The sequence below is a fragment of the Luteibacter rhizovicinus DSM 16549 genome, assembly GCF_001887595.1.
In the GTDB taxonomy this organism is placed as follows: Bacteria; Pseudomonadota; Gammaproteobacteria; order Xanthomonadales; family Rhodanobacteraceae; genus Luteibacter; species Luteibacter rhizovicinus.
Genome location: NZ_CP017480.1, coordinates 2,491,556 through 2,512,577 on the forward strand (window position 1 = coordinate 2,491,556; position 21,022 = coordinate 2,512,577).

A 21,022-nucleotide genomic window follows, 5' to 3' on the forward strand; every position below is an offset into this window, starting at 1 on the left:
AATGACCGATATCCAGGTTCGCCGCACCAAGATCGTCGCCACCCTCGGACCCGCCACGGACGCGCCGGGCATGCTCGAGAAGATCCTCGAGGAGGGCGTCGACATCGTCCGCCTCAATCTCTCGCACGGTACGCCGGACGACCACCGCGCTCGCGCCAATGCGGTTCGCGCTGCTGCGCTCGCCGTCGGTCGCGAAGTCGGCATCCTCGCCGACCTGCAGGGTCCGAAGATCCGCATCGAGAAGTTCGCCGATGGCCCGATCGACCTCATGGCCGGTGACAGCTTCGTGCTCGACTGCCGCCCGGATGCCCCGGCCGGCAACCAGAACCGCGTCGGCGTGAGCTATTACGACCTGCCCAAGGACGTGGTCGCCGGCGACGTGCTGCTGCTCGACGACGGCCTGATCGCCCTCTCGGTGATCGAGATCTCGGGTAGCGAAATCCGCACCCGCGTCGTCATCGGCGGCCGTCTGTCGGCACGCAAGGGCCTCAATCGCCAGGGCGGCGGCCTCAGCGTCAGCGCCTTGTCCGACAAGGATCGCAACGACATCAAGCTGGCCGCCGAAATGGGTGCCGACTTCCTCGCCGTGTCCTTCGTGCGCTGCGCCGACGACCTCCACGAAGCCCGTCGCCTGATGCGCGAAGCCGGTGGCGACGCCGCCATCGTGTCCAAGATCGAACGTGCCGACGCCATCCCCGTGCTCGGTGAAATCATCGACGCGTCCGACGTGGTGATGGTCGCCCGCGGCGATCTCGGCGTGGAAATCGGCGATGCCGAGCTGCCGGGCCTGCAGAAGAAGATCATCCGCGAGTCCGTCCAGCGCAATCGCTCGGTCATCACGGCCACGCAGATGCTGCAGTCCATGGTCCGTGCGCCGATCCCGACCCGCGCCGAAGTGCTCGACGTGGCCAACGCCGTCATCGATGGCACCGACGCCGTGATGCTCTCGGAAGAAAGCGCGGCCGGCGCCCATCCGGACAAGGCCGTGGCTGCGATGCGTCGCATCTGCCTCGGTGCCGAGCGCCAGTTCGAGCCGCGCGACGACCTGCGCCCGGATACGCACTCGCTCGATCGTAGCGACCAGGCCATCGCCCTGGCCGCGATGCTGCTGGCCGCCCAGGTGGGTGTACGCGCCATCGTCGCCCTGACCGAGTCGGGCGCCACTGCCCAGTGGCTCTCTCGTTACCGCTTCGCCGTGCCCATCTACGCACTGTCCCCGTCGGACATGGCCCGTCGCCGCATGCTGATGCTGCGCGACGTGCAGCCGGTGGACTTCGAGCAGAGCAACCTCGATCCGGCCCACACCGCTCGCGCCGCTCTCCAGCACTTGTTCTCGCTGGGCAAGCTGGCCAAGGGCGATCGCGTCATCCTGACCCACGGCGATCACATCGGCCGTGGCGGTGGTACCAATACGCTGAAGCTGCTCGTCGTCGGCGACGACGGCATCGCGGATAGCCTGCGCGACTTGTAATTGGACAAGGTAGGAGCCGATTCATCGGCGATGCTCTTGTGGGAGCCGCTTCAGCGGCGATAGGCCTTCCGGCTTCGTCGCCGCGTAGGCTTTTCGCCGATGAATCGGCTCCCACATCCCCTCAGTCGCCGATGAATCGGCTCCTACCGAGTCAGGGCGGCGGAATACCACCGCACGATTTCACACGCATCCCATGCGTATGCAGGGTTAAACTTGGTGCCCTGGCAACTCACCGAGGGCGTCATGATCCGACTCAAGCTCCGTACCGGCGCGATTGCCGCCACCCTTCTGCTCGTCGCTGGCGTCGCCGAGGCGCAGAACCTCCGCCGCGTCGCCCCGGAACGCCTGACGGGCTACTGGTATCTGACCAACAAGTCAGTCAACCCCGACGTCCCCAATACCGGCAAGAACCTCGACCAGCCGACCTGCGTCGCGGTGACCTACATGATCGGTTCCGACGGCCGCACCCAGAACGCCACCATCGCCAAGGTGGTCCCCGCGGGTGACCTCGGCCAGGTGGGCGTGAGCATCGTCAAACAGCTTTCCTACGTGAAGGGCTCCCAGAACGGCACGGCCGTTCCGGTGCAGACCTACTACGTGACCGGCTTCAACCTGCCGGAAGATCCTGCCAGGAAGGCGGCGATCCTGAAGCAGTGCGAGCTGCCGGGCTACCAGACCACTTGATCGCGCCGCACAACGGCTTTAGCGGGGTCGTCCCTTATACTCCGCCGGTTTTTGCTTTCGCTTAGCCCTTCGTCGAGGGGCATACCACTACACCCATACGGAGTTGTCATGAGCATCGAAAATCTCGAAGACGTCGCGCAGGCGATGGTGGCCACGGGGAAGGGCATCATTGCCGTCGACGAATCGACCAACACCATCAAGAAGCGTTTTGAGGCCGCCGGTGTCGAGAACACCGAGGAAAACCGCCGCCGCTATCGCGAACTGCTCCTGACCGCCCCGGGCCTGGGTGAGCACATTTCCGGCGCCATCCTGTTCGACGAGACCATCCGTCAGAAGACCAGCGACGGCACGCCGCTCGTCGACGCCATGAAGAAGGCCGGCATCATCCCTGGCATCAAGGTCGACAAGGGTCCCGTGCCGCTGGCGGGTTTCCCGGGCGATGTCATCACCGAAGGCCTCGATGGCCTGCGGGACCGCCTGAAGGAATACGCCCAGCTCGGCGCCCAGTTCGCCAAGTGGCGTGCAGTGATCAACATCACCGATGACAACCCGAACTCCACGGCCATCGAGGCCAACATGGAGAACCTGGCTCGCTACGCCGCGCTGTGCCAGGAAGCCGGTCTGGTGCCGATGGTCGAGCCGGAAATCGTCATGGACGGTCCGGAGAGCACGCACGACATCGATGTGAGCTACGAAGTGCACGAAGCCGTGCTGCGCAGCCTGTTCAACGCGCTCTATGCCCACAACGTGATGCTCGAAGGCCTCATCCTGAAGGTCAGCATGGTGATCCCGGGCAAGAATGCACCCGCGGACGAGCAGGCCACGCCCGAACAGGTCGCCGAGGAGACCGTGCGCGTTCTCCGCACCACCGTTCCGGCAAGCGTGCAGGGCATCGTGTTCCTCTCGGGTGGTCAGAGCGACGAGCAGGCCACCGAGCACCTGGACCTCATCAACAAGCTGGGCCCGCACCCGTGGCCGGTCAGCTTCTCCTACGGCCGCGCATTGGTCGCCGAGGCGCTGAACGTGTGGTCCAAGGACCTCAAGGGTAATTACGAGAAGGCCCAGAAAGTCGTGCACGAGCGCGCCAAGGAAAATGGTGACGCTGCGTTGGGTCAGTGGAAGAAGCGCGGTTGATCGAGATGTGACGCACCCCCGCTGCGCGTTCATCGCGATGGTCGTGCGACAAAAAAAAAACCCGGCGCCTCGCGGCGCCGGGTTTTTTTGTTTCACCCACTGCGGCGGTCAACGACCGACGCATTGATCAGAAGCGGTATTCCGCACCCACCGAGGCCACGTTGGTGGACAGGTTGAGGCCGTGCTTCTTGGCATCGTAGTGGTCGTAGTTCAGGCCGAGGCTGAAGTTGTCGGTCAGGTTGTAACCCACGCCTGCACCGGCGTACCAGCTGGTCTTGTCGAAGTTGTGGCGCGTGATGTCGTCATGGCTCACACCGTCGCCCTTCCAGGCGTAGAGACCGGCACGGCCGCTGATGTACCACTTCGGATCGATGTTGAAGCGGCCGTTCACGCCAGCGGTCCAGCCATGCAGGCTCGACTTGCGATCGTCGATGGCATTGCCACCGGTGACCAGGTGCTTGGCGTGGATGTTGCCCAGGTCGTTGTAGCCACCTTCGACACCCAGCGCAACCGACGGGCTGACAGCCCAGCGATAACCGCCGTTGATGTCGTACGCGACGTCATGCCCGTCGTAGTTGCCCTTGTTGACCTGCGCACGTCCGGCGCTGCCGTTGACGAAGAAACCGGCGCCACTGGCGTCCTGCGCGAAAGCCGGGGCCGCAACCATACCGGCCGCCATGAGGCCAAGAGCGATGAGGGTCTTTTTCATGGGGAAAACTCCTGCTTATTCTTTATGCGTTCAATGCGGATGGCTTGGGGAAGCCGTCTCCGCCACAACACGCGAGCGGGGGTGCCGCGCGTCCAGGAAGTAGATGCGGCGCTGCCACAATAGATTCAATACCCATAAGTTCATTATTAAGAAAAAATTAAGCCACGGCGTCTGGGGCGCCGTGGCTTATGACTTCAGAACAACAACTTATGCCGTCTTAGAAACGGTATTCGCCAGCGAGCGAAATGATGCCGGTGGAGCGCTTCAGGCCAACGCTGGTGTCGCCGGTGGCGTTGTCCATGACCTTGCCCGCATTCGCGTGGAAGTAGTCATAGGCAAGGCCGATACCGAAGTGCTCGTTCACGTCCCAACCGGTGCCGACGCCGGCATACCAGCTGCCGCGGTTCGGGCGACCGCCGTTGGAGAAGCCGATGTCCTGGCCAACGCTGTTGTTGTAATTGTTGTTGTTGTCATTGGCGCGGAAGTAACCGCCGTGGCCGCTGAGGTACCAGCCCGGCACGAGGTTGATCTTGCCGTTGACACCGAGCATCCAACCACGCAGCGCGTTCTTGGTCTTCTTCTGGTCGACGTCCTGATCCGACTCGAACGCGTTTTTCACGCGGTAATTGCCGAGATCGGTATAGCCGGCTTCGACGCCCAGGCCAAGATCCTGGCCAACCTTCCAGCGATAACCACCGAGCAGGCCATAGCCCGTGCGACGGCCCTGTTCGCCGTGCAGCGGATTGAAGCCGCTCACATTGCTGCCGAAGCCACCGGTGTCGCTGCCGTTGGTACGGCCCACGTTGCCACCGATGAACCAGTTGCCGCTACCCACGGCCTGGCTCGGCTGATAATTGCCGGAGACAGCCGGGTTGCTGTCCTGGGCGAAGGCCGGAATGGCCGCAAACGAGACGCAAGAAACTGCAAGGGCAAGAGCTGCCTTCTTCATGGGGATGTTCCTCTTATTTTGGGGCGGCGACCGATCCGTGGGGATGGGGGGAAGATCGGTTGCCGTGATCGATTAGAGTCCTTCGAACCTGAAGCGCCCCGAAAAACAGAACGGAAAGATTAAGGTGGAGTTAACTTTGCGTTTGCAGCATGAACGTCCACGACAAGAAGTGATCAATGCGCGACAATCACGGTTTTTCCGCCGCCTGTTAACTGGAGAACGCCGATGACGACACGTCGCGAACGCGCAAATGCGATCCGCGCCCTGGCCATGGATGGTGTGGAAGCCGCCAATTCCGGCCACCCGGGCATGCCGATGGGTATGGCCGATATCGCCGAGGTCCTGTGGGGCGATTTCCTGCATCACAACCCGACGAATCCGCATTGGCCCAATCGCGACCGCTTCGTGCTGTCGAACGGTCATGGTTCGATGCTGCAGTACGCGCTGCTCCACCTGACCGGCTACGACCTGCCGATCGGTGAGCTGAAGCGTTTCCGCCAGCTCGGTTCGAAGACCGCCGGCCACCCGGAATTCCACCACACGCCCGGCATCGAGACGACCACCGGTCCGCTCGGCCAGGGTCTCGCCAACGCCGTCGGTTTTGCGATCGCCGAGGAAGTCCTCGCGGCACGCTTCAACCGTCCGGGTCACGACATCGTCGACCACCACACCTTCGTCTTCGTCGGCGATGGCTGCCTGATGGAAGGTATCTCGCACGAAGTGTCGTCGCTCGCCGGTACGCTCAAGCTTGGCAAGCTCGTCGCGATTTACGACGACAACGGCATCTCCATCGATGGCGAAGTGCACGACTGGTTCACCGACAACACCGCCGAGCGCTTCCGCGCCTATGGCTGGAACGTGGTCGTCGGTGACAACGACAAGCCGGTCGATGGCCATGACGCCGAGGCGATCAAGAAGGCGATTAGCTCCGCCACCTCGCAGAGCGACAAGCCCTCGCTGATCATCTGCAAGACGATCATCGGCTTCGGTTCGCCGAACAAGGAAGGTAAGGAATCCTCGCACGGCGCCGCGCTGGGCAAGGACGAAGTCGCCCTGGCTCGCAAGCAGCTGGGTTGGGAATACGGTCCGTTCGAAATCCCGCAGACCATGTACGACTCGTGGAGCGCGAAGAAGAGCGGTGCCGACGCGGAAAAGGCCTGGAACGACAAGTTCGACGCCTACGCCAAGGCCTTCCCGGAACTCGCCAGCGAGCTCAAGCGTCGCCTGTCCGGCGAGCTGCCGGCCAACTGGAAGGAAGGCGCTGCCGCCTTCATCAAGAAGCTGCAAACCGAAGGCCCGGTGGTCGCGTCGCGCAAGGCATCGCAGATGTCGCTCGATGCGTATGGCCCGCTGCTGACGGAACTGATCGGCGGCTCCGCCGACCTGGCCCCGTCGAACCTGACCATCTGGAAAGGCTCGAAGAACATCGCCACCGGCGGTGCCGAAGGCAACTACATCCATTACGGCGTGCGCGAGTTCGGCATGACGGCGATCTCCAACGGTATCGCGCTGCACGGTGGCTTCATCCCGTACGACGCGACCTTCCTGGTGTTCTCCGACTACGCTCGCAATGCCGTACGCATGTCGTGCCTGATCCCCGCGCACACGATCCACGTGTACACGCACGATTCGATCGGCCTGGGCGAAGACGGCCCGACCCATCAGCCGATCGAGCACATGGCGTCGCTGCGCCTGATCCCGAACAACCGCCTGTGGCGTCCGGCCGATGCGGTTGAGTCGGCAGTGTCCTGGAAGATGGCGATCGAGCGTGCCGGTAACCCGTCGTGCCTGATCTTCTCGCGCCAGAACCTCAAGCATAATCCGCGCACCGACGAACAGCTGGCGAACATCGAGAAGGGCGGTTACGTCCTCTGGGAGCCGTCGGAGAAGTTCAAGGCGATCATCATCGCCACGGGCTCGGAAGTCGGCATCGCCGTCGAAGCCGCGCAGGCACTGGGTGACCAGGGCGTGCCCGTCCGCGTCGTGTCCATGCCCTGCACGGAAGAGTTCGATGCACAGCCGGTCGAATACCGTGAGGGCGTCCTGCCGTCGTGGTGCCGCGCCCGCGTCGCTGTCGAAGCGGCCAGCGTGGACTTCTGGTTCAAGTACGTCGGCCTGGACGGCAAGGTGATCGGCATGACCACCTTCGGTGCCTCGGCGCCGATCAACGACCTCTACGAGCACTTCGGTATTACGACGCCGAAGATCGTCGATGCGGTCAAGAGCGTGATCAAGTAAGGCGGTTTTTCATCCGTGTATACGAGAGAGGCCTCCGCAAGGAGGCCTCTCTTTTTGTACGCCTATGGAATCTATGGCCGGACGCTGTGCACCGCAGCGCTGAGCGCAATGAAGGCCGCGCAGCCGACCGCCTGGGAGCTGGAGCCGCTGGACGAGCAATGTCCCGTTGGCGTCTGGGGGCCGGCGACGACACTGTCCTTCGAGGACGATGTGCGCGTGGCGCCCAAAGCTTGCGGATTCCTCGGAAACACGCCCTGGCTGTCGCTTTGCAGCGGCGATTGCCAGGAAATCGGTGACGCCTGTGGTTGCGTGCCCGTCAGCCACGTGTGAGGCGCCGGGACGACGGGAGCCTCTGCCGCTGCGACCAGCGATGCCTGGGTAGCCGCAAGAAGCGCCAGGATGTACGGAAAGCACGATCGACGACGCATACGTTCCTCCATGGATAGCCGCCAATGGGTGCGGCCAGGGAAAGTCTACCAATTCGGCAGAGGAATGGGCGCTGCCGCACGTTCGCGCCGATGGTTGGCCGCCCCTCTGGTAATCTTGGCGTTCCGGGCACCCGATTCCTCCGTTCATGACACCGACCTCCCAACGACACGCGTACCTCCCGTACGTCGACGGATTGCGAGCGATCGCGGTCCTGGCAGTCGTGCTGTATCACCTGAATCCGGCTTGGCTGCCGGGCGGATTCGCGGGCGTCGATATTTTCTTCGTGATCTCGGGCTTCGTCGTGGCCGCGTCGGTAGGCGACCGCGAGCGCACGTCGTTTCCGTCGTTCATGTCGTACTTCCTTTCGCGGCGCATGCTGCGCATCGCGCCTGCGCTGATCGTCTGCCTGTTGGTGACCGGATTGGTCGCCGCAGTGTTCATTCCCGATGCGTGGTTGAGCGAGAGCAATCAACGAACCGGTCGATACGCCTTCTTCGGCTTCGGCAACCTGATGCTGGCGCGCTTCGGTAACGACTACTTTTCGCCGATTTCCGAGTACAACCCGTATACGCACACCTGGTCGCTCGGTGTGGAAGAACAGTTTTATCTCCTGTTCCCGGTGCTGTTCTGGCTGTGGAGTTTCGGGGGGCGTTGGCGCCATGTCGTCGCGGGTCTGTTCGTCGCAGGCGGCTTGTGGTCGTTCGGTCATGCGATGCAGATCGGTTCCAGCGATCATGCGTCCGCCTTCTACCTGCTTGCCAGCCGATTCTGGGAGCTGGCAGTCGGTGTACTGCTCTACCTCGGCATGGCGATGGCGGGGCGCCGGTTCGATACGATCGATCCGGTCACGCCGCGCTGGTTGTTTCCCGCGGGCGCACTCGTTTTTTCGGTATTGTTGGTCAGTCTGGTGACATCGCAGCCCGCTAGGTTCCCGGCGCCGGGTGCCGTCTTGCCTGTGCTGGCGACCGCGGCGCTGCTCGGCATGCTGCACGGCCGGCCGATGAGTTTTCCCTTCGTACGCGCGCTCACCTGGCATCCGATGCTTCGGATCGGACGGCTTTCCTACTCGCTTTACCTCTGGCACTGGCCGGTCTTCGTCCTGTTTCGCTGGACGGTGGGTACGGGATCGTTCGCCACGCGTATTGCGGCGCTGGCGATCGCCGTGATCCTTGCCGTGTTGTCCTGGCGTTATGTCGAGACCCCCGTGCGCCGGGCGCCTCGCCTCAAAGCGATGCGCCGGGTGGCCGTGGTCGGCTGTGGTGTCGTCGCACTGTACGCGGGCATGTGGATCAGCGGGTGGGTGGATAGCCAGCAGCCGAGCCTTTCCATCAGCGCTGTCTCGCGTCATGCCGACGACTGGTATCCGTCGCGCAAGGCCACGGTGACCAATGCGGCGGGATGCTCGGTCACACCTGCGCGCGAGAAAGTGGGTGACGGCTTCCGCGTGGTCTTTGAACGCAAAGCGTGCAACGACCCCGTCACGGCGCCGGATGTCTTTGCGATTGGCGACTCGCACGCCATGGCCTACGGCACGATGTTCAGCGCGTATGCCCTGGAGACGGGCGCCAAGGTGACCCTCTACAACAATGGCGGTTGCCCCTTCCTGGGCCTCCAGCCCTGGCGCGACCGCGCGCCGCGTTGCCTGAAAGTGGCGGGGCAGGCACTCGAGCACATGCTGCCGCGATTGGGCGCCGGCGATGTCGTCTTCATGCCGTCGTTGCGCGTTCCGCGCTTTGTGGACCAATGGGACCGCCTGCCTCAGGACGATATCCCTGAACTCGTCTTTGGCGCCGCCGCGGCGAAAGAGCGCGAGACGGCCATGCTGGACGGCGAGAAAGTGCTCCAGCGTATCCAGGCGACCGGCGCACGCGCGATGCTCGAAGCACCCGACCTGGTCATGAAGGCGCCGCTGTTTCGTTGTGCGGATGTATGGACCACGACCAACCCGGTCTGCGCGGACGGCACCGTGGTCAATCGCGCCGAATTCGAGCGACTCCGCGCGCCGATGCTCGCCTCGCTTCATGACATGGTCGGCCAGGTACCCGGATCGATCGTCTGGGACCCGTTCCCGGTCATTTGCCCGGTGGGCGGGGACTGCAACGGCTTCCTCGGTGGCAGGCCGTTGTTCTTCGATGGCGACCACCTCAGTGGTTTCGCCAATCGCCTGCTGCTGCCGTCGTTCACCCAGGCCGTTCGCCGACTCCACGACACGTCGTCGAGCATTGCCGCGACCGCTGACTAGGGCCTTGGAGCAAGCAAGGCGCCGAGACGGTCCGGCGTCCCCTGGATACGCTGGAGGTGCGGATAGCGCAGCGGCCCCACCGGTTGCACGACGATGATGGCGGTCGTCCCGTCCATGGTCGTCGTCAGTTGCAGTGGTGCGGGCTTCGACGCTTCGAGGAGGCCGTCGAGAAGCTCGGGTCGGTAGGCCTGCCCGTTCACCGCCTCGATCCGTGCACCGGGAGCGAAGCCTACGCGAAACGCCGGTCCGTTCCATGAGACGGTTTTTACGATGCCGCCCTTGCCGATGGTGAGGCCCACGGCGCTGGAAAAGTCGCGGGCACCGGCGTCGATTTCGCTCTGTCGAAAGTAGTCGCTCGCCGTAGCATCGAAGACGAGTCGATAGCCTTCGCCGGCAAGGCCGTCGGTGACATGGCCTGGGTCATGGCTGTCGAGGCGTGAGCGAAGGAAGGTCGGCCAATCGTTGGGTGCGACGCGTTGAAGAGCAGCGCACACATCGTCGAAGGTGTAGGTCGATGTCGTCATGTCACCTTCCTTGCCCCCGGCAAAGAAGTCGCGCGCGACGTCGTCGAGACTCTTTGCGTCATGGGTCTTCGTGCGAATTTCGGCATCGACGGCAAGCCAGAGGAAAACACCTTCGCCGTAGTAATCCTCGCGTCGTTGCCAGTCACGCCAGGACATCGGGTGGCCGGCGGCAATCAGGGGATCGTTGGTGCTGTCCTGCAAGGACTTCCACGCGCGCCCACCCTGGCCAAGGACGCCGGCCGCCCCCACGGCGAGGGCATCGAGGGTTTCCTGCGTCGTCCGCAGCCCCGCGCGCGCCGCAAGGACGCGGCCCCAGAACTCTGTCTGGCCTTCGTAAACCCAGAGCAGGCTGCCGCGCATGGGCTCGTTGAAGGTGGCCGACCACAGGTCGGCTGGCTGGCGGTAGCGGCCATTCCAGGAGTGGACGAACTCGTGAGCCAGCAGGTCGCGGTCGACGAGATGGTCGGCGTTGTTCCGGAAGAAATCCGGAGCGAGGACGTCGCTGCTCGATTGCGCCTGCTCGATACCGCCCGGCCCGGGTAGATCGTCGCTGAGCGCAAGCATGAAATCGTAGTGGGCGTAGTGGCGCGTCGGCAGCAGCGCGCGGGTCTGCCGCACCATCGCCCGTAGTTTGCCGAGTTGCACCGCGTCCACCTCCACGTCGTCGGCGCTCGCGGCGAGCGCGGTCAGCCGCACGGGCGCATCGCCGGCCGCGCCCAGGTCGTATCGCTTGACGTGACGACCGGCGACGACCGGTGAGTCGACAAGGGTTTCCAGTGACGTCGTGTCGAACGCGAGAGGGCGTTCGGGCCGGCTTTCCAGCGCGGTGACCGCCTGGAATCCGGGCGGCAGTGTCAGGTGGGCCGTCACCGGGATATTCCGTACGAACCAGCCGGCCGGGTAGAGGAGCACGCTGTGCCATGGCACGGTGACGATGTCCGGTGTCGTGCTTACCAGGCCCTGCCGTGCGGAGAAGGGCGAGAGAAACTGGAACGCGAGATCGAGCGTGGTGGCACCCGCAGGAACGTCCACGTGAAAGGCGAAAGGATTGACCGCGTCACGCTTCCAGGCGAGCGGCTTGCCCTGGCTACGGATGACCAGGCCGGCCAGCGCGGTGGCCGATGCGGTGGGCGCGTGGCTGGCGGTTTCCCACTGCGGGTAAAGGAGCGTCATCGGGCCGGTGGACTGGACCGGTATGGTTTCGCGTACGCGGTAGATGCGTTGCGAGGTGTTCGTCGCATCGACGGAGAGCTCGATGCTGCCCTTGAACGGCATGTCGCGCGGCGCCGGAACCGGCGTCGGCAGGGGCAGCGGCTGCGGCCCCTCCGACGCATGCGTCGCGGTGATCATGGCTAGCGCGAGAACGAGGAATCGACCGATACCCTGCATGACGCGCCAGCCTGCGTTGTGTGGAACGACGCTTCTACCCTTGCGCGGGTTAATCGGCCATGACCGCCGCGGTAACGGTGGCGATATCCGCTGGTGTGGCGACGACCTTCCATGCTCCGGCCGCTTCCAGCTCGTCATGATCGCCGAAGCCCCAGAGCACCCCGATGCCACGCACACCGTTGGCGACGGCGCCTTCCATGTCGTAAAGCCGGTCGCCAATCATGACGCTGTCTTCCGGCGCCTGGCCGAAGTCGGCGAGAGCCGCCGCGATCATCGTGGCTTTTTCGCTATGTGACGTGGACAGGTCGGGGGCGTAGACGCGCTCGAACAGATGACCGAAGGGCAGGTGGGCGATGATCGGCCCCGCATGCGGGAGCGGCTTGCTCGTCACCACGGCGAGGCGGTGACCCGCCGCGGCGAGCGAGGCGATCAGCTCGGGGATGCCGTCGTACACGGTGTGCTCCGACCAGCCCACATCGCGGAAGCGATCGCCATAGGCGGCCACGGCGGCTTCGATACGTTCGTTGTCGTCACCGAGAATGGCGGCGTAGCTGACACGCAGCGGCGGGCCGACCCACGCCCGCAGGGCGGCATCGTCCGGCGACTCCGCGCCGACGGCCGCCAGCGAATGGCGGACGCCGGCGAAGATGCCGATTTCGGAATCGATGAGGGTGCCGTCGAGGTCGAAGAGAAACAGCATTACTTCGTCTCCGCGCGCGCCTTGAGCGCGACCACGGCCGGCAGCTCCTTGCCTTCGAGGAATTCGAGGAACGCGCCGCCACCGGTGGAGATGTACGACACGCCCTCTTCGATGCCGTACTTGTCCACGGCGGCCAGCGTGTCGCCACCGCCGGCGATCGAGAAGGCCTTCGAGGCCGCAATCGCGCGGGCCAGGGTCTCGGTGCCCTTGCCGAAGGCATCGAACTCGAACACGCCGACCGGGCCGTTCCAGACGACCGTGCCGGCCTTGGCGATCAGCTCGGCGTAGCGCTTGGCGGTATCGGGACCGATGTCGAGGATCATCTCGTCGTCGGCGACCTCGCTCACCTTCTTGATGGTGGCCTTGGCCGTGGCGGCGAATTCGGTAGCTACCACGACGTCGGTCGGCACCGGCACGTCGGCGCCGCGCGACTTGGCATCGGCGATGATCTTCTTCGCGATGTCGAGCAGGTCGCCTTCGACCAGCGACTTACCGACCTTGTGGCCTTCGGCAAGGATGAAGGTGTTGGCAATGCCGCCACCGACGATGAGCTGGTCCACGCGGCCGACGAGGTTCTGCAGGAGCTCAAGTTTGGTCGATACCTTGGAGCCGGCGACGATGGCGAGGAGCGGCTTGTCCGGGTTTTCCAGGGCCTTGCCCAGCGCGTCGAGCTCTTTCGCCAACAGCGGGCCCGCGGCGGCGATCGGCGCGAAGCGGATCACGCCGTGGGTGGAAGCCTGGGCGCGGTGCGCCGTACCGAAGGCGTCCATGACAAACACATCGCAAAGCGCGGCGTACTTCTTCGACAAGGCCTCGTCGTCCTTGCCTTCGCCGACGTTCATGCGGCAGTTCTCGAGTACCACCACCTCACCCTCGGCCACGTCGACACCGTCGAGGTAGTCGCGAACCAGGCGAACGTCCTTGCCGAGTTTCTTGCCCAGCCAATCGGCGACCGGCTTCAGTGAGGAGGCTTCGTCGAACTCGCCTTCCTTGGGCCGGCCCAGGTGGGAGATGACCATGACCTTCGCACCGGCGTCGCGCGCGGCGACGATGGTCGGCAGGGAGGCGTCCAGGCGCTGGGTGGAGGTGATCTTCCCGTTTTCCACCGGGACGTTGAGGTCCTCGCGGATCAGCACGCGCTTGCCGCGCAGGTCGAGGTCTTGCATGCGGATGACGGACACGTTGGACTCCAGCTTCGGTTCGGAGAAACGCCCATTGTCGGTGGGTGGCCCTCTGGCAGCAAATCTCGGCCTGGAATCGCCGATGAATCGGCTCCCACAAAAAGCAGGTGGCGGGCTGTGAAAGCAGGTGGCGGGCTGTGAAAGCAGGTGGCTCCTTGTGGGAGCCGATTCATCGGCGATCGCGCGGCAGCGCGCCATGGCTTGGCCAGAGCCTCCCGTTAGAATCCGGCAGTCCGCAAAAAGGAAGGCTCATGTCCCTCGTCCTCTACACCTACTGGCGCTCCAGTGCCGCCTATCGCGTCCGGATCGCCCTGAACCTGAAAGGCCTGCCCTACGAAGCCCGTCCGGTCCACCTGCTGAACGAGGGTGGAGAGCACCTGAAGGCGGCCTACCGCGCTGTTTCGCCCCAGGCCCAGTTGCCGACCCTGCTCGACGGCGATCACACGATTCGTCAGTCCATGGCCATCCTGGAATACCTGGATGAGACCCGTCCCGCGGTCCCCCTGATGCCGGGCGACGCGCTGGGGCGGGCTCGTGTTCGAGAGCTGATGCAGGCCGTGGGCACGGATATCCACCCGCTGGGCAACCTGCGCGTGCTGCGGGCGATCGAGGCGGAATTTGGCGCGGACCAGTCAGTCAAGGAAGCCTGGTCGCGGCGCTGGATCAAGCAGGGCTTCGACGGACTCGAGGCGGTGCTGGCCCAGGGGCCGGCGGGGCGTTTCAGCTACGGCGACACGCCGACCCTGGCCGATTGCTGCCTCGTGCCGCAGTTCTACAACGCGGTGCGCTGGGGTGTCGACCTGACCCCGCACCCGACGATCCGCCGGGTGGTCGAGGCTTGCCAGGCACTGGAGGCGTTCCAGAAGGCTGCGCCCGAGGCACAGCCCGACGCCGGCTGAGGCCATCGCCTGGTAGGAGCCGATTTATCGGCGATGCTTTTCGGCTTCACCGCTCCGTTGGCTTTTCGCCGATGAATCGGCTCCCACATTTCCTTTTCGCCGATGAATCGGCTCCCACATTTCCTATTCGCCGATGAATCGGCTCCTACAAAAGCAGAGCGGGTCAGACCCCGATGCCGTACGGATCGCTCGAGGCGAACTCGTTGCTCGTCGAACCCTCGGACAGGCGGATCTTCAAGGCCAGGCCATCGCGCGAGTCGGCCTTGTTCAAGGTTTCCTCGAGGGTGATGTAGCCGTCCTTGTACAGCCGGTACAGCGACTGGTCGAAGGTCTGCATGCCTTCCTGCAGGCTGCGGTCCATGGCGTCCTTCACCTCGTGGATCTGGCCGCGACGGATCATGTCGCGAATCAGCGGGGTGTTCAGGAGCACCTCGGTGGCCGGCATGCGGCGGCCGTCCTTGCCGATCACCAGACGCTGGCTGATCACCGCGCGCAGGTTCAGGGCCAGGTTCATCAGCACGTTCTTGTGCGCCGACTCGTGGAAGAAGTTCAGGATGCGCTCGAGGGTCTGGTCCGCATTGTTCGAATGCAGGGTGGCCAGGCACAGGTGACCGGTTTCCGAGAAAGCGATGGCGGCCTCCATGGTCTCCGTGTCGCGAATCTCGCCGATCATGATCACGTCCGGCGCCTCACGCATCGCGTTCTTCAACGCCTCGTGATAGCTGTGCGTGTCCAGGCCCACTTCGCGCTGGTTGATGATCGAGCGCTTGTGGCGATGCAGGTACTCGATGGGATCCTCGATGGTGAGGATGTGGCCCGAGCTGTTGTTGTTGCGGTGGTCCAGCATGGCCGCCAGCGTGGTCGACTTGCCCGAGCCGGTGGCACCGACGCAGAGGATCAGGCCGCGTGGCTCCATGATCAGGTCACGGAAGATCGTGGGCAGGCGCAGCTCTTCGAGCGAGGGAATCTCGCTCTTGATGGCGCGGATGACCATGCCGATCTCGCCACGCTGCTTGAACACGTTGATACGGAAGCGTCCGGCTTCCTTCACGGCCAGTGCCATGTTGAGCTCGAGATCGCGCTCGAACTGGGGCACCTGGCCCTCGTCCATCAGCGAGTAGGCGATTTTCTTGACCATGCCGCTGGGCAGGCCCGTGTTACCTAACGGGTAGAGCTTGCCTTCCACCTTGATGTTCACGGGGGCGCCGGTCGTCAGGAACATGTCCGACGCACCCTTGTCCACCATAAGCTTCAGGAAATAACCAATATCCACCTAAACCCCCGGGCATTCGCATTACAATCGAGATGAGGTCTCCCTAGACCTTCATATATCGACAATATCTCGCAAACCTGTAAGAGGATAACGAGTGATGGTGCACATCTTGCCGTCGAAAGCCCTTTCCAAGGGCCGCCGGCTCCTCGCCCTGGCCTCCCTAGGCCTGGCGATTGCTACTCTTGCTGGCTGCGCCAGTGCTCCGCCCCCGGATGGTGCCATGAATCAGGCACTAGCCCAGCTCCAGGCGGCGCGCGACGCAGGTGCAGCCGATTATGCGCCGGTCGACCTCGACTATGCGCAGGGTAAGTTCCGCCAGGCACAAACCGCCATGGCGAGCCGCAAGTATGACGAGGCGTCCGTTCTGGCCGACGAGTCGCGTGCGGATAGCGAACTGGCCCGGGCCAAGGCCCGGTTGGGTGCCGCTCGTGCCCAGAACCAGACCAAGAGCCAGGAAAACTCGCGTATGCGCGTCGAGATGATCGACAACCATGCGAACGACACGGTGCCGATCCCGACCAACGTCCAGGAGACCGAAAGTGTCCTGCCGGAGCCGACCGACACCACGCCGCCGCCCGTGGGTGGCCAGACCCAGCCGCTGAACGACCATCAGGGAGGCCAGTGATGAAGCGCTCGACTATCCTCCTTTCCGCCCTGGTCCTTGCCGTCTTTTCGGCAGGCTCCGCCATGGCCGCCACGGATGACCTCGATATCCGCCGGCTGAACTCCAGCCTGGACCAGCTCTCCGCGGACCCTGTCCTCGGTGGCTATGCCCAGGCCGAGCAGGCGCGGGCCCGTGAGGCGATCAACCAGATGGGCCAGTTCAAGCCAAAGGACAAGGAACACGCCCACTATCTGTATATCGCCGAGCGCCGGGTCGACATTGCCAAGGCGATGGCCCAGTTCCAGGACGCGCAGAGCAAGTCGGCCCAGCTGGACCGCGAGCACGATTCCATCCTGCTCGAAGCCAGCCGCCTCGACGCCGAGATGGCGCGCCGCCAGCTCGAGCAGCAGCGCGCCCAGAACCAGATGATCCAGGAAGAGGCCGCCCGCCTGCAGCAGCAGGGCGTGGAGTACTCGCAGGCTCTGGATCAGGCCAAGGCCGAAGGCGACAAGGCCCGCCAGGTCGCTGCCGCCCAGGCCAAGGTCGCCAACGCGGCCAAGAAGCAGGCCGCCCTGGCCGAGGCCGCGGCACGCGCCATGCGTGACGCGAGCTCGTCCGACGGTGCGGCCGACCCGGCGCCGACGCCAAAGAAAAAGAAAAGCAGCAACGGCAACTGAACGACCTGCTCTTGTAGGAGCCGATTCATCGGCGATGCTCGTTCATGTCGCGAGCACCCATCGCCGATAAATCGGCTCCTACAGGAAGCCGGTGGGATAACTCGCCCCGGCCCCGCCAGACGGCGGGCCCGGGGCTTGCCTGCCGCCTAAACCGTTGCGCCCGCAACCATTTTTTCATGCGTCGATTGAGAAAGATCGGTCTTGCGGCACCTTATCGAGCGGAGTAGCTTCGAACTCCCGCCACGCGAAAAACACGTGACGGCCCTCCCCAACGCGAGGAGCTCGCTATGTTCGAAAACCAGCAGCGCGACGACGTCGAAAAGTTCATCCACGCCGATGCCGACACCCGTCGTCTCTTCTACCGTCACCAGGAACTCGACACCAAGCTGCATGACGCCAATATCGGCTGTCTGCCCATGGATGACCAAAGCCTGGCGGGACTCAAGAAAGAAAAGCTGCAGGCAAAGGAGAAGCTCCAGCGAATGTGGGACAGCTGGCAGCAATCACGACACTGACCCGATCGAACGGGTTCACTAATTCAGGGAAACGGGCACGGAAACGTGCCCGTTTTTTTTGGTCTTCCCTACACCCTTTCGGATCGGCCGAGAAGCCGGGCATCGGTTCAGCGCGTCACCCTTTATCATGTGCGCCCAAAGGGGCGAGGTCGCAGGGACCGCGCCCGAGCAATGATGGAGTTCCAATGAGCGTTCATGACAGCGTCCTCGATCTGATCGGCCACACCCCCATGGTGCGCGCCCAGCGTCTGGATACTGGCCGTTGCGAGCTCTTCCTGAAACTCGAAAGCGCCAACCCGGGCGGTTCGGTGAAGGACCGCATCGGCATGTCGATGATCGAAGGTGCCGAGCGTGCCGGGAAGATCAAGCCAGGCGACACCCTCGTGGAAGGTACGGCCGGCAATACTGGCCTGGGCCTCGCCCTTGTCGCGCAGCAGAAGGGTTATCGCCTCGTTCTGGTCGTACCCGACAAGATGAGTCGCGAGAAGATCTTCAACCTCAAGGCCATGGGTGCCGAAGTGGTGCTTACCCGCTCCGACGTGGCCAAGGGTCACCCCGAGTACTACCAGGACATGGCCGAGCGCATCGCGCGCGAAACGCCGGGCGCCTATTTCATCAACCAGTTCGGCAATCCGGACAACCCGCTGGCGCATCAGCAGACCACCGGCCCCGAGATCCTCGAGCAGATGGACGGCAAGGTCGACGCCATCGTCGTCGGCTGCGGTTCGTCGGGCACGATGAGCGGTCTCACGGCCTACCTGCGCGAGCATTCGCCGCACACCCGCATCATCCTGGCCGATCCGGTCGGCTCCATCCTTGCCGAGTACATCAACGACGGCGTCCTGTCGGAGAAGTCGGGCAGCTGGATGGTCGAAGGCATCGGCGAGGACTTCCTGCCCTCGATCAGCGACTTCTCGATGGTCGAGAAGGCGTTCGCGATCAGCGACAAGGAAAGCTTCCTCGCCGCGCGCGAGCTGCTGGCGAAGGAAGGCGTCCTCGGCGGTTCGTCCACCGGTACCCTGCTGGCTGCCGCCCTGAAGTACTGCCGTGAACAGACCGAGCCCAAGCGGGTCGTCACGCTGGTCTGCGACACCGGCAACAAGTACCTGTCGAAGATGTACAACGACTACTGGATGCTCGACAACGGCTTCCTCGAGCGGGAACGCTACGGCGACCTGCGCGACCTGATCCTGCGTCCCTATGCCCAGCGCGACACCGTGGTCATCAAGCCGGACGACATGCTGGTCACCGCCTATAACCGCATGAAGCTGTACGACGTCTCGCAGCTGCCGGTGATGGAGGGCGAGCGCATCGTCGGCATTCTCGACGAATCCGACGTGCTGATGCACGTCCATGCCGACGAACGACGGTTTCGCGATCCGGTCGCCACGGCCATGATCGCTTCGCCGGAAATGCTCCAGGTCCGCGAACCGATCGATGCATTATTGCCGGTGTTCGAGAAGGGTCACGTAGCCATCGTGGTCGACGGCGAGCAGTTCCTCGGACTGATCACCCGGATCGACCTGCTCAACTACCTGCGTCGCAAAGTCAACTAAAAAGGATCACGACTCATGTGTGGAATTGTTGCTGCGGTTGCCCAGCGCGATATCGCGCCGATCCTCATCGCCGGCCTGAAGGCCCTTGAATACCGCGGCTACGATTCCGCGGGCATGGCCATCGCCGATGGCGGCGAGATTCGCCGCGTTCGCGCGAAGGGCAAGGTCCGCGAGATGGAAGCCCTTTACGACGCCGATCCGGTGCCGGGCGGTACCGGTATCGCGCATACGCGCTGGGCGACGCATGGCGTGCCCAGCGAAGCCAATGCGCACCCGCACGTGCAGGGCCGCATCGCCATCGTGCACAACGGCATCATCGAGAACTACGCATCCCTGCGCGATGGGCTCAGGGCCAAGGGCCGCACCTTCCATTCGGAAACCGACACCGAGGTGATGGGTGCGGTGATCGATGAGCATGTGCAGGCCGGTAAGTCGCTGCGTGAGGCCGTCACCGCCGCGGTGCGTGAACTCGAAGGTGCCTACGCCATCGCCGTGATGAGCCTGGATGAACCCGAGCGCATCGTCGGTGCCCGCCGTGGCTGCCCCCTGCTGGTCGGTATCGGCATCGGTGAGCACTTCCTCGGATCGGACGCGCAGGCGCTGATCAAGGTCACCAACCGGATGATGTACCTCGAAGAGGACGACGTAGTCGAAATCACTCGCGACAGCGTCGAGGTCTTCGGCCTCGACGGCCAGCGCGTGGACCGCACGGCGCACGAGAGCGAGATCAGTGCCGACTCCGTCGAGCGTGGCGAGTACCGTCATTACATGCAGAAGGAAATCTTCGAGCAGCCGCGCGCCGTCGCCGATACCCTCGAAGGCCGCATCGGCCCGCATGGCATCCTGCCGAACATCTTCGGTATCGATGCCGATCCGATCCTCGAGAAGACCCGCGCTATCCATATCGTCGCCTGCGGTACCAGTTACCACGCCGGCATGGTGGCCAAGTACTGGATCGAGCAGTTCGCCCGGATCCCGGTCGTCGTCGAAGTCGCCAGCGAATACCGCTACCGCGATGTTGTCGTGCCGGAGAACACGCTGTTTGTCGCCGTGTCGCAGTCGGGCGAGACCGCCGATACGCTGGCGGCGATGCGTGAATCGCGTCGCCGCGGTTACCTGGCTACGTTCGCCATCTGCAACGTGCCCGAGTCGTCGGTGGTCCGCGAATCCGACCTGCGCCTGATGACGCGGGCGGGTCCGGAAATCGGCGTCGCCTCGACCAAGGCGTTCACCACCCAGCTCACGGCGTTCGCGTTGCTGGCGCTGGACCTTGGTCGCCGTCGTGGCCTGGATGGTGCGAAGTACCTCGAGCACTGCAAGGAACTGCAGTCGCTGCCGCGTTACATCGAGAACGCGCTGAAGATCGAGCCGGAGATCCTCCGGATCGCCGATCACTTCATCAACAAGCAGCACGCCCTGTTCCTGGGTCGTGGCGCGCAGTTCCCGGTGGCCCTGGAAGGCTCGCTCAAGCTCAAGGAAATCTCGTACATCCACGCCGAGGCCTACCCGGCCGGTGAGCTCAAGCACGGCCCGCTGGCGCTGGTCGACGAGAACATGCCGATCGTGGCGGTCGCCCCGAACGGCCCGTTGCTCGACAAGCTGAAGTCTAACCTGCAGGAAGTGCGGGCTCGTGGTGGCGAACTGATCGTTTTTGCCGATGAGCGCGCGGAGATGGATGACGGTACCGAGCACGTGGCGATGGTACGCGTGGATGGCGGTGGCGACCTGATCGCGCCGGCTGTGTTCACGATTCCGCTGCAGTTGCTGGCTTATCACGTCGCCGTGCAGCGCGGGACGGACGTGGATCAACCGCGGAATCTGGCGAAGTCGGTGACGGTGGAATAAGGG

At 64.0% G+C, this 21,022-nt stretch carries 18 protein-coding genes; 12 read left to right on the top strand and 6 right to left on the bottom strand.

Annotated features, from left to right (window positions below; translation table 11 throughout):
• Position 1: 1 nt before the first annotated feature.
• The 3 genes from pyk to BJI69_RS11280 all read left to right on the top strand — a co-directional run bounded on the left by pyk (position 2) and on the right by BJI69_RS11280 (position 3,289).
• Complete coding sequence (gene pyk, locus BJI69_RS11270) at positions 2 to 1,471, top strand: pyruvate kinase (RefSeq protein WP_046968558.1); 1,470 nt, start codon at positions 2 to 4, stop codon at positions 1,469 to 1,471.
• Positions 1,472 to 1,714: 243 nt separating this feature from the next.
• The gene (locus BJI69_RS11275; protein WP_046968557.1) at positions 1,715 to 2,155 is read left to right on the top strand and encodes an energy transducer TonB; all 441 of its coding nucleotides are present in this window, start codon (positions 1,715 to 1,717) and stop codon (positions 2,153 to 2,155) included.
• Between the two features lie 108 nt (positions 2,156 to 2,263).
• Complete coding sequence (locus BJI69_RS11280) at positions 2,264 to 3,289, top strand: class I fructose-bisphosphate aldolase (RefSeq protein ID WP_046968556.1); 1,026 nt, start codon at positions 2,264 to 2,266, stop codon at positions 3,287 to 3,289.
• Between the two features lie 127 nt (positions 3,290 to 3,416).
• On the opposite strand, the gene BJI69_RS11285 is transcribed toward BJI69_RS11280, so the two are convergent.
• On the bottom strand, positions 3,417 to 3,998 hold the full coding sequence (locus BJI69_RS11285; RefSeq protein WP_046968555.1) for a porin family protein: 582 nt from the start codon (positions 3,996 to 3,998) through the stop codon (positions 3,417 to 3,419).
• A 217-nt stretch (positions 3,999 to 4,215) separates the two neighbouring features.
• Entirely contained in the window at positions 4,216 to 4,947 is a 732-nt protein-coding gene (locus BJI69_RS11290; protein WP_046968554.1) for an outer membrane protein, read from the bottom strand.
• 225 nt (positions 4,948 to 5,172) lie between these two features.
• On the opposite strand from BJI69_RS11290, the gene tkt reads away from it, so the two are divergent.
• The 3 genes from tkt to BJI69_RS11305 all read left to right on the top strand — a co-directional run bounded on the left by tkt (position 5,173) and on the right by BJI69_RS11305 (position 9,856).
• Entirely contained in the window at positions 5,173 to 7,185 is a 2,013-nt protein-coding gene (gene tkt / locus BJI69_RS11295) for a transketolase (protein ID WP_046968553.1), read from the top strand.
• 54 nt (positions 7,186 to 7,239) lie between these two features.
• Positions 7,240 to 7,515: a hypothetical protein gene (locus BJI69_RS11300; protein WP_046968552.1), complete on the top strand. Its 276-nt coding sequence runs from the start codon at positions 7,240 to 7,242 to the stop codon at positions 7,513 to 7,515.
• Positions 7,516 to 7,759: 244 nt separating this feature from the next.
• Positions 7,760 to 9,856: an acyltransferase family protein gene (locus BJI69_RS11305; RefSeq protein ID WP_046968551.1), complete on the top strand. Its 2,097-nt coding sequence runs from the start codon at positions 7,760 to 7,762 to the stop codon at positions 9,854 to 9,856.
• On the opposite strand, the gene BJI69_RS11310 is transcribed toward BJI69_RS11305, so the two are convergent.
• The 3 genes from BJI69_RS11310 to BJI69_RS11320 are packed head-to-tail and all read right to left on the bottom strand — an operon-like array spanning position 9,853 to position 13,650.
• Positions 9,853 to 11,769, bottom strand: a complete 1,917-nt coding sequence (locus tag BJI69_RS11310; protein WP_046968550.1) for a M61 family metallopeptidase — start codon at positions 11,767 to 11,769, stop codon at positions 9,853 to 9,855. The genes BJI69_RS11305 and BJI69_RS11310 overlap by 4 nt on opposite strands.
• A 49-nt stretch (positions 11,770 to 11,818) precedes the next feature.
• Positions 11,819 to 12,469 (bottom strand): HAD hydrolase-like protein, encoded by a 651-nt coding sequence (locus BJI69_RS11315; protein WP_046968549.1) that lies wholly within the window; start codon positions 12,467 to 12,469, stop codon positions 11,819 to 11,821.
• A complete protein-coding gene (locus BJI69_RS11320) occupies positions 12,469 to 13,650 on the bottom strand; it encodes a phosphoglycerate kinase (RefSeq protein WP_046968548.1) in 1,182 nt (393 codons plus the stop codon). The genes BJI69_RS11315 and BJI69_RS11320 overlap by 1 nt, the downstream gene beginning before the upstream one ends.
• Positions 13,651 to 13,901: 251 nt before the next feature.
• On the opposite strand from BJI69_RS11320, the gene maiA reads away from it, so the two are divergent.
• Entirely contained in the window at positions 13,902 to 14,549 is a 648-nt protein-coding gene (gene maiA / locus BJI69_RS11325; protein WP_046968547.1) for a maleylacetoacetate isomerase, read from the top strand.
• 163 nt (positions 14,550 to 14,712) lie between these two features.
• On the opposite strand, the gene BJI69_RS11330 is transcribed toward maiA, so the two are convergent.
• Complete coding sequence (locus tag BJI69_RS11330; RefSeq protein WP_046968546.1) at positions 14,713 to 15,822, bottom strand: PilT/PilU family type 4a pilus ATPase; 1,110 nt, start codon at positions 15,820 to 15,822, stop codon at positions 14,713 to 14,715.
• Positions 15,823 to 16,042: 220 nt separating this feature from the next.
• Here BJI69_RS11330 and BJI69_RS11335 point away from each other — a divergent pair, with 220 nt between their 5' ends.
• The 5 genes from BJI69_RS11335 (at position 16,043) to glmS (ending at position 21,019) form a co-directional block, all read left to right on the top strand.
• The gene (locus BJI69_RS11335; protein ID WP_244465302.1) at positions 16,043 to 16,447 is read left to right on the top strand and encodes a DUF4398 domain-containing protein; all 405 of its coding nucleotides are present in this window, start codon (positions 16,043 to 16,045) and stop codon (positions 16,445 to 16,447) included.
• Entirely contained in the window at positions 16,447 to 17,103 is a 657-nt protein-coding gene (locus BJI69_RS11340) for a DUF4398 domain-containing protein (protein ID WP_046968545.1), read from the top strand. The genes BJI69_RS11335 and BJI69_RS11340 overlap by 1 nt, the downstream gene beginning before the upstream one ends.
• A gap of 287 nt (positions 17,104 to 17,390) precedes the next feature.
• On the top strand, positions 17,391 to 17,618 hold the full coding sequence (locus BJI69_RS11345; protein ID WP_046968544.1) for an HP1242/YdcH family protein: 228 nt from the start codon (positions 17,391 to 17,393) through the stop codon (positions 17,616 to 17,618).
• A 185-nt stretch (positions 17,619 to 17,803) separates the two neighbouring features.
• On the top strand, positions 17,804 to 19,174 hold the full coding sequence (locus BJI69_RS11350; RefSeq protein ID WP_046968543.1) for a pyridoxal-phosphate dependent enzyme: 1,371 nt from the start codon (positions 17,804 to 17,806) through the stop codon (positions 19,172 to 19,174).
• Between the two features lie 15 nt (positions 19,175 to 19,189).
• A complete protein-coding gene (gene glmS, locus BJI69_RS11355; RefSeq protein WP_046968542.1) occupies positions 19,190 to 21,019 on the top strand; it encodes a glutamine--fructose-6-phosphate transaminase (isomerizing) in 1,830 nt (609 codons plus the stop codon).
• Positions 21,020 to 21,022: the final 3 nt, after the last annotated feature.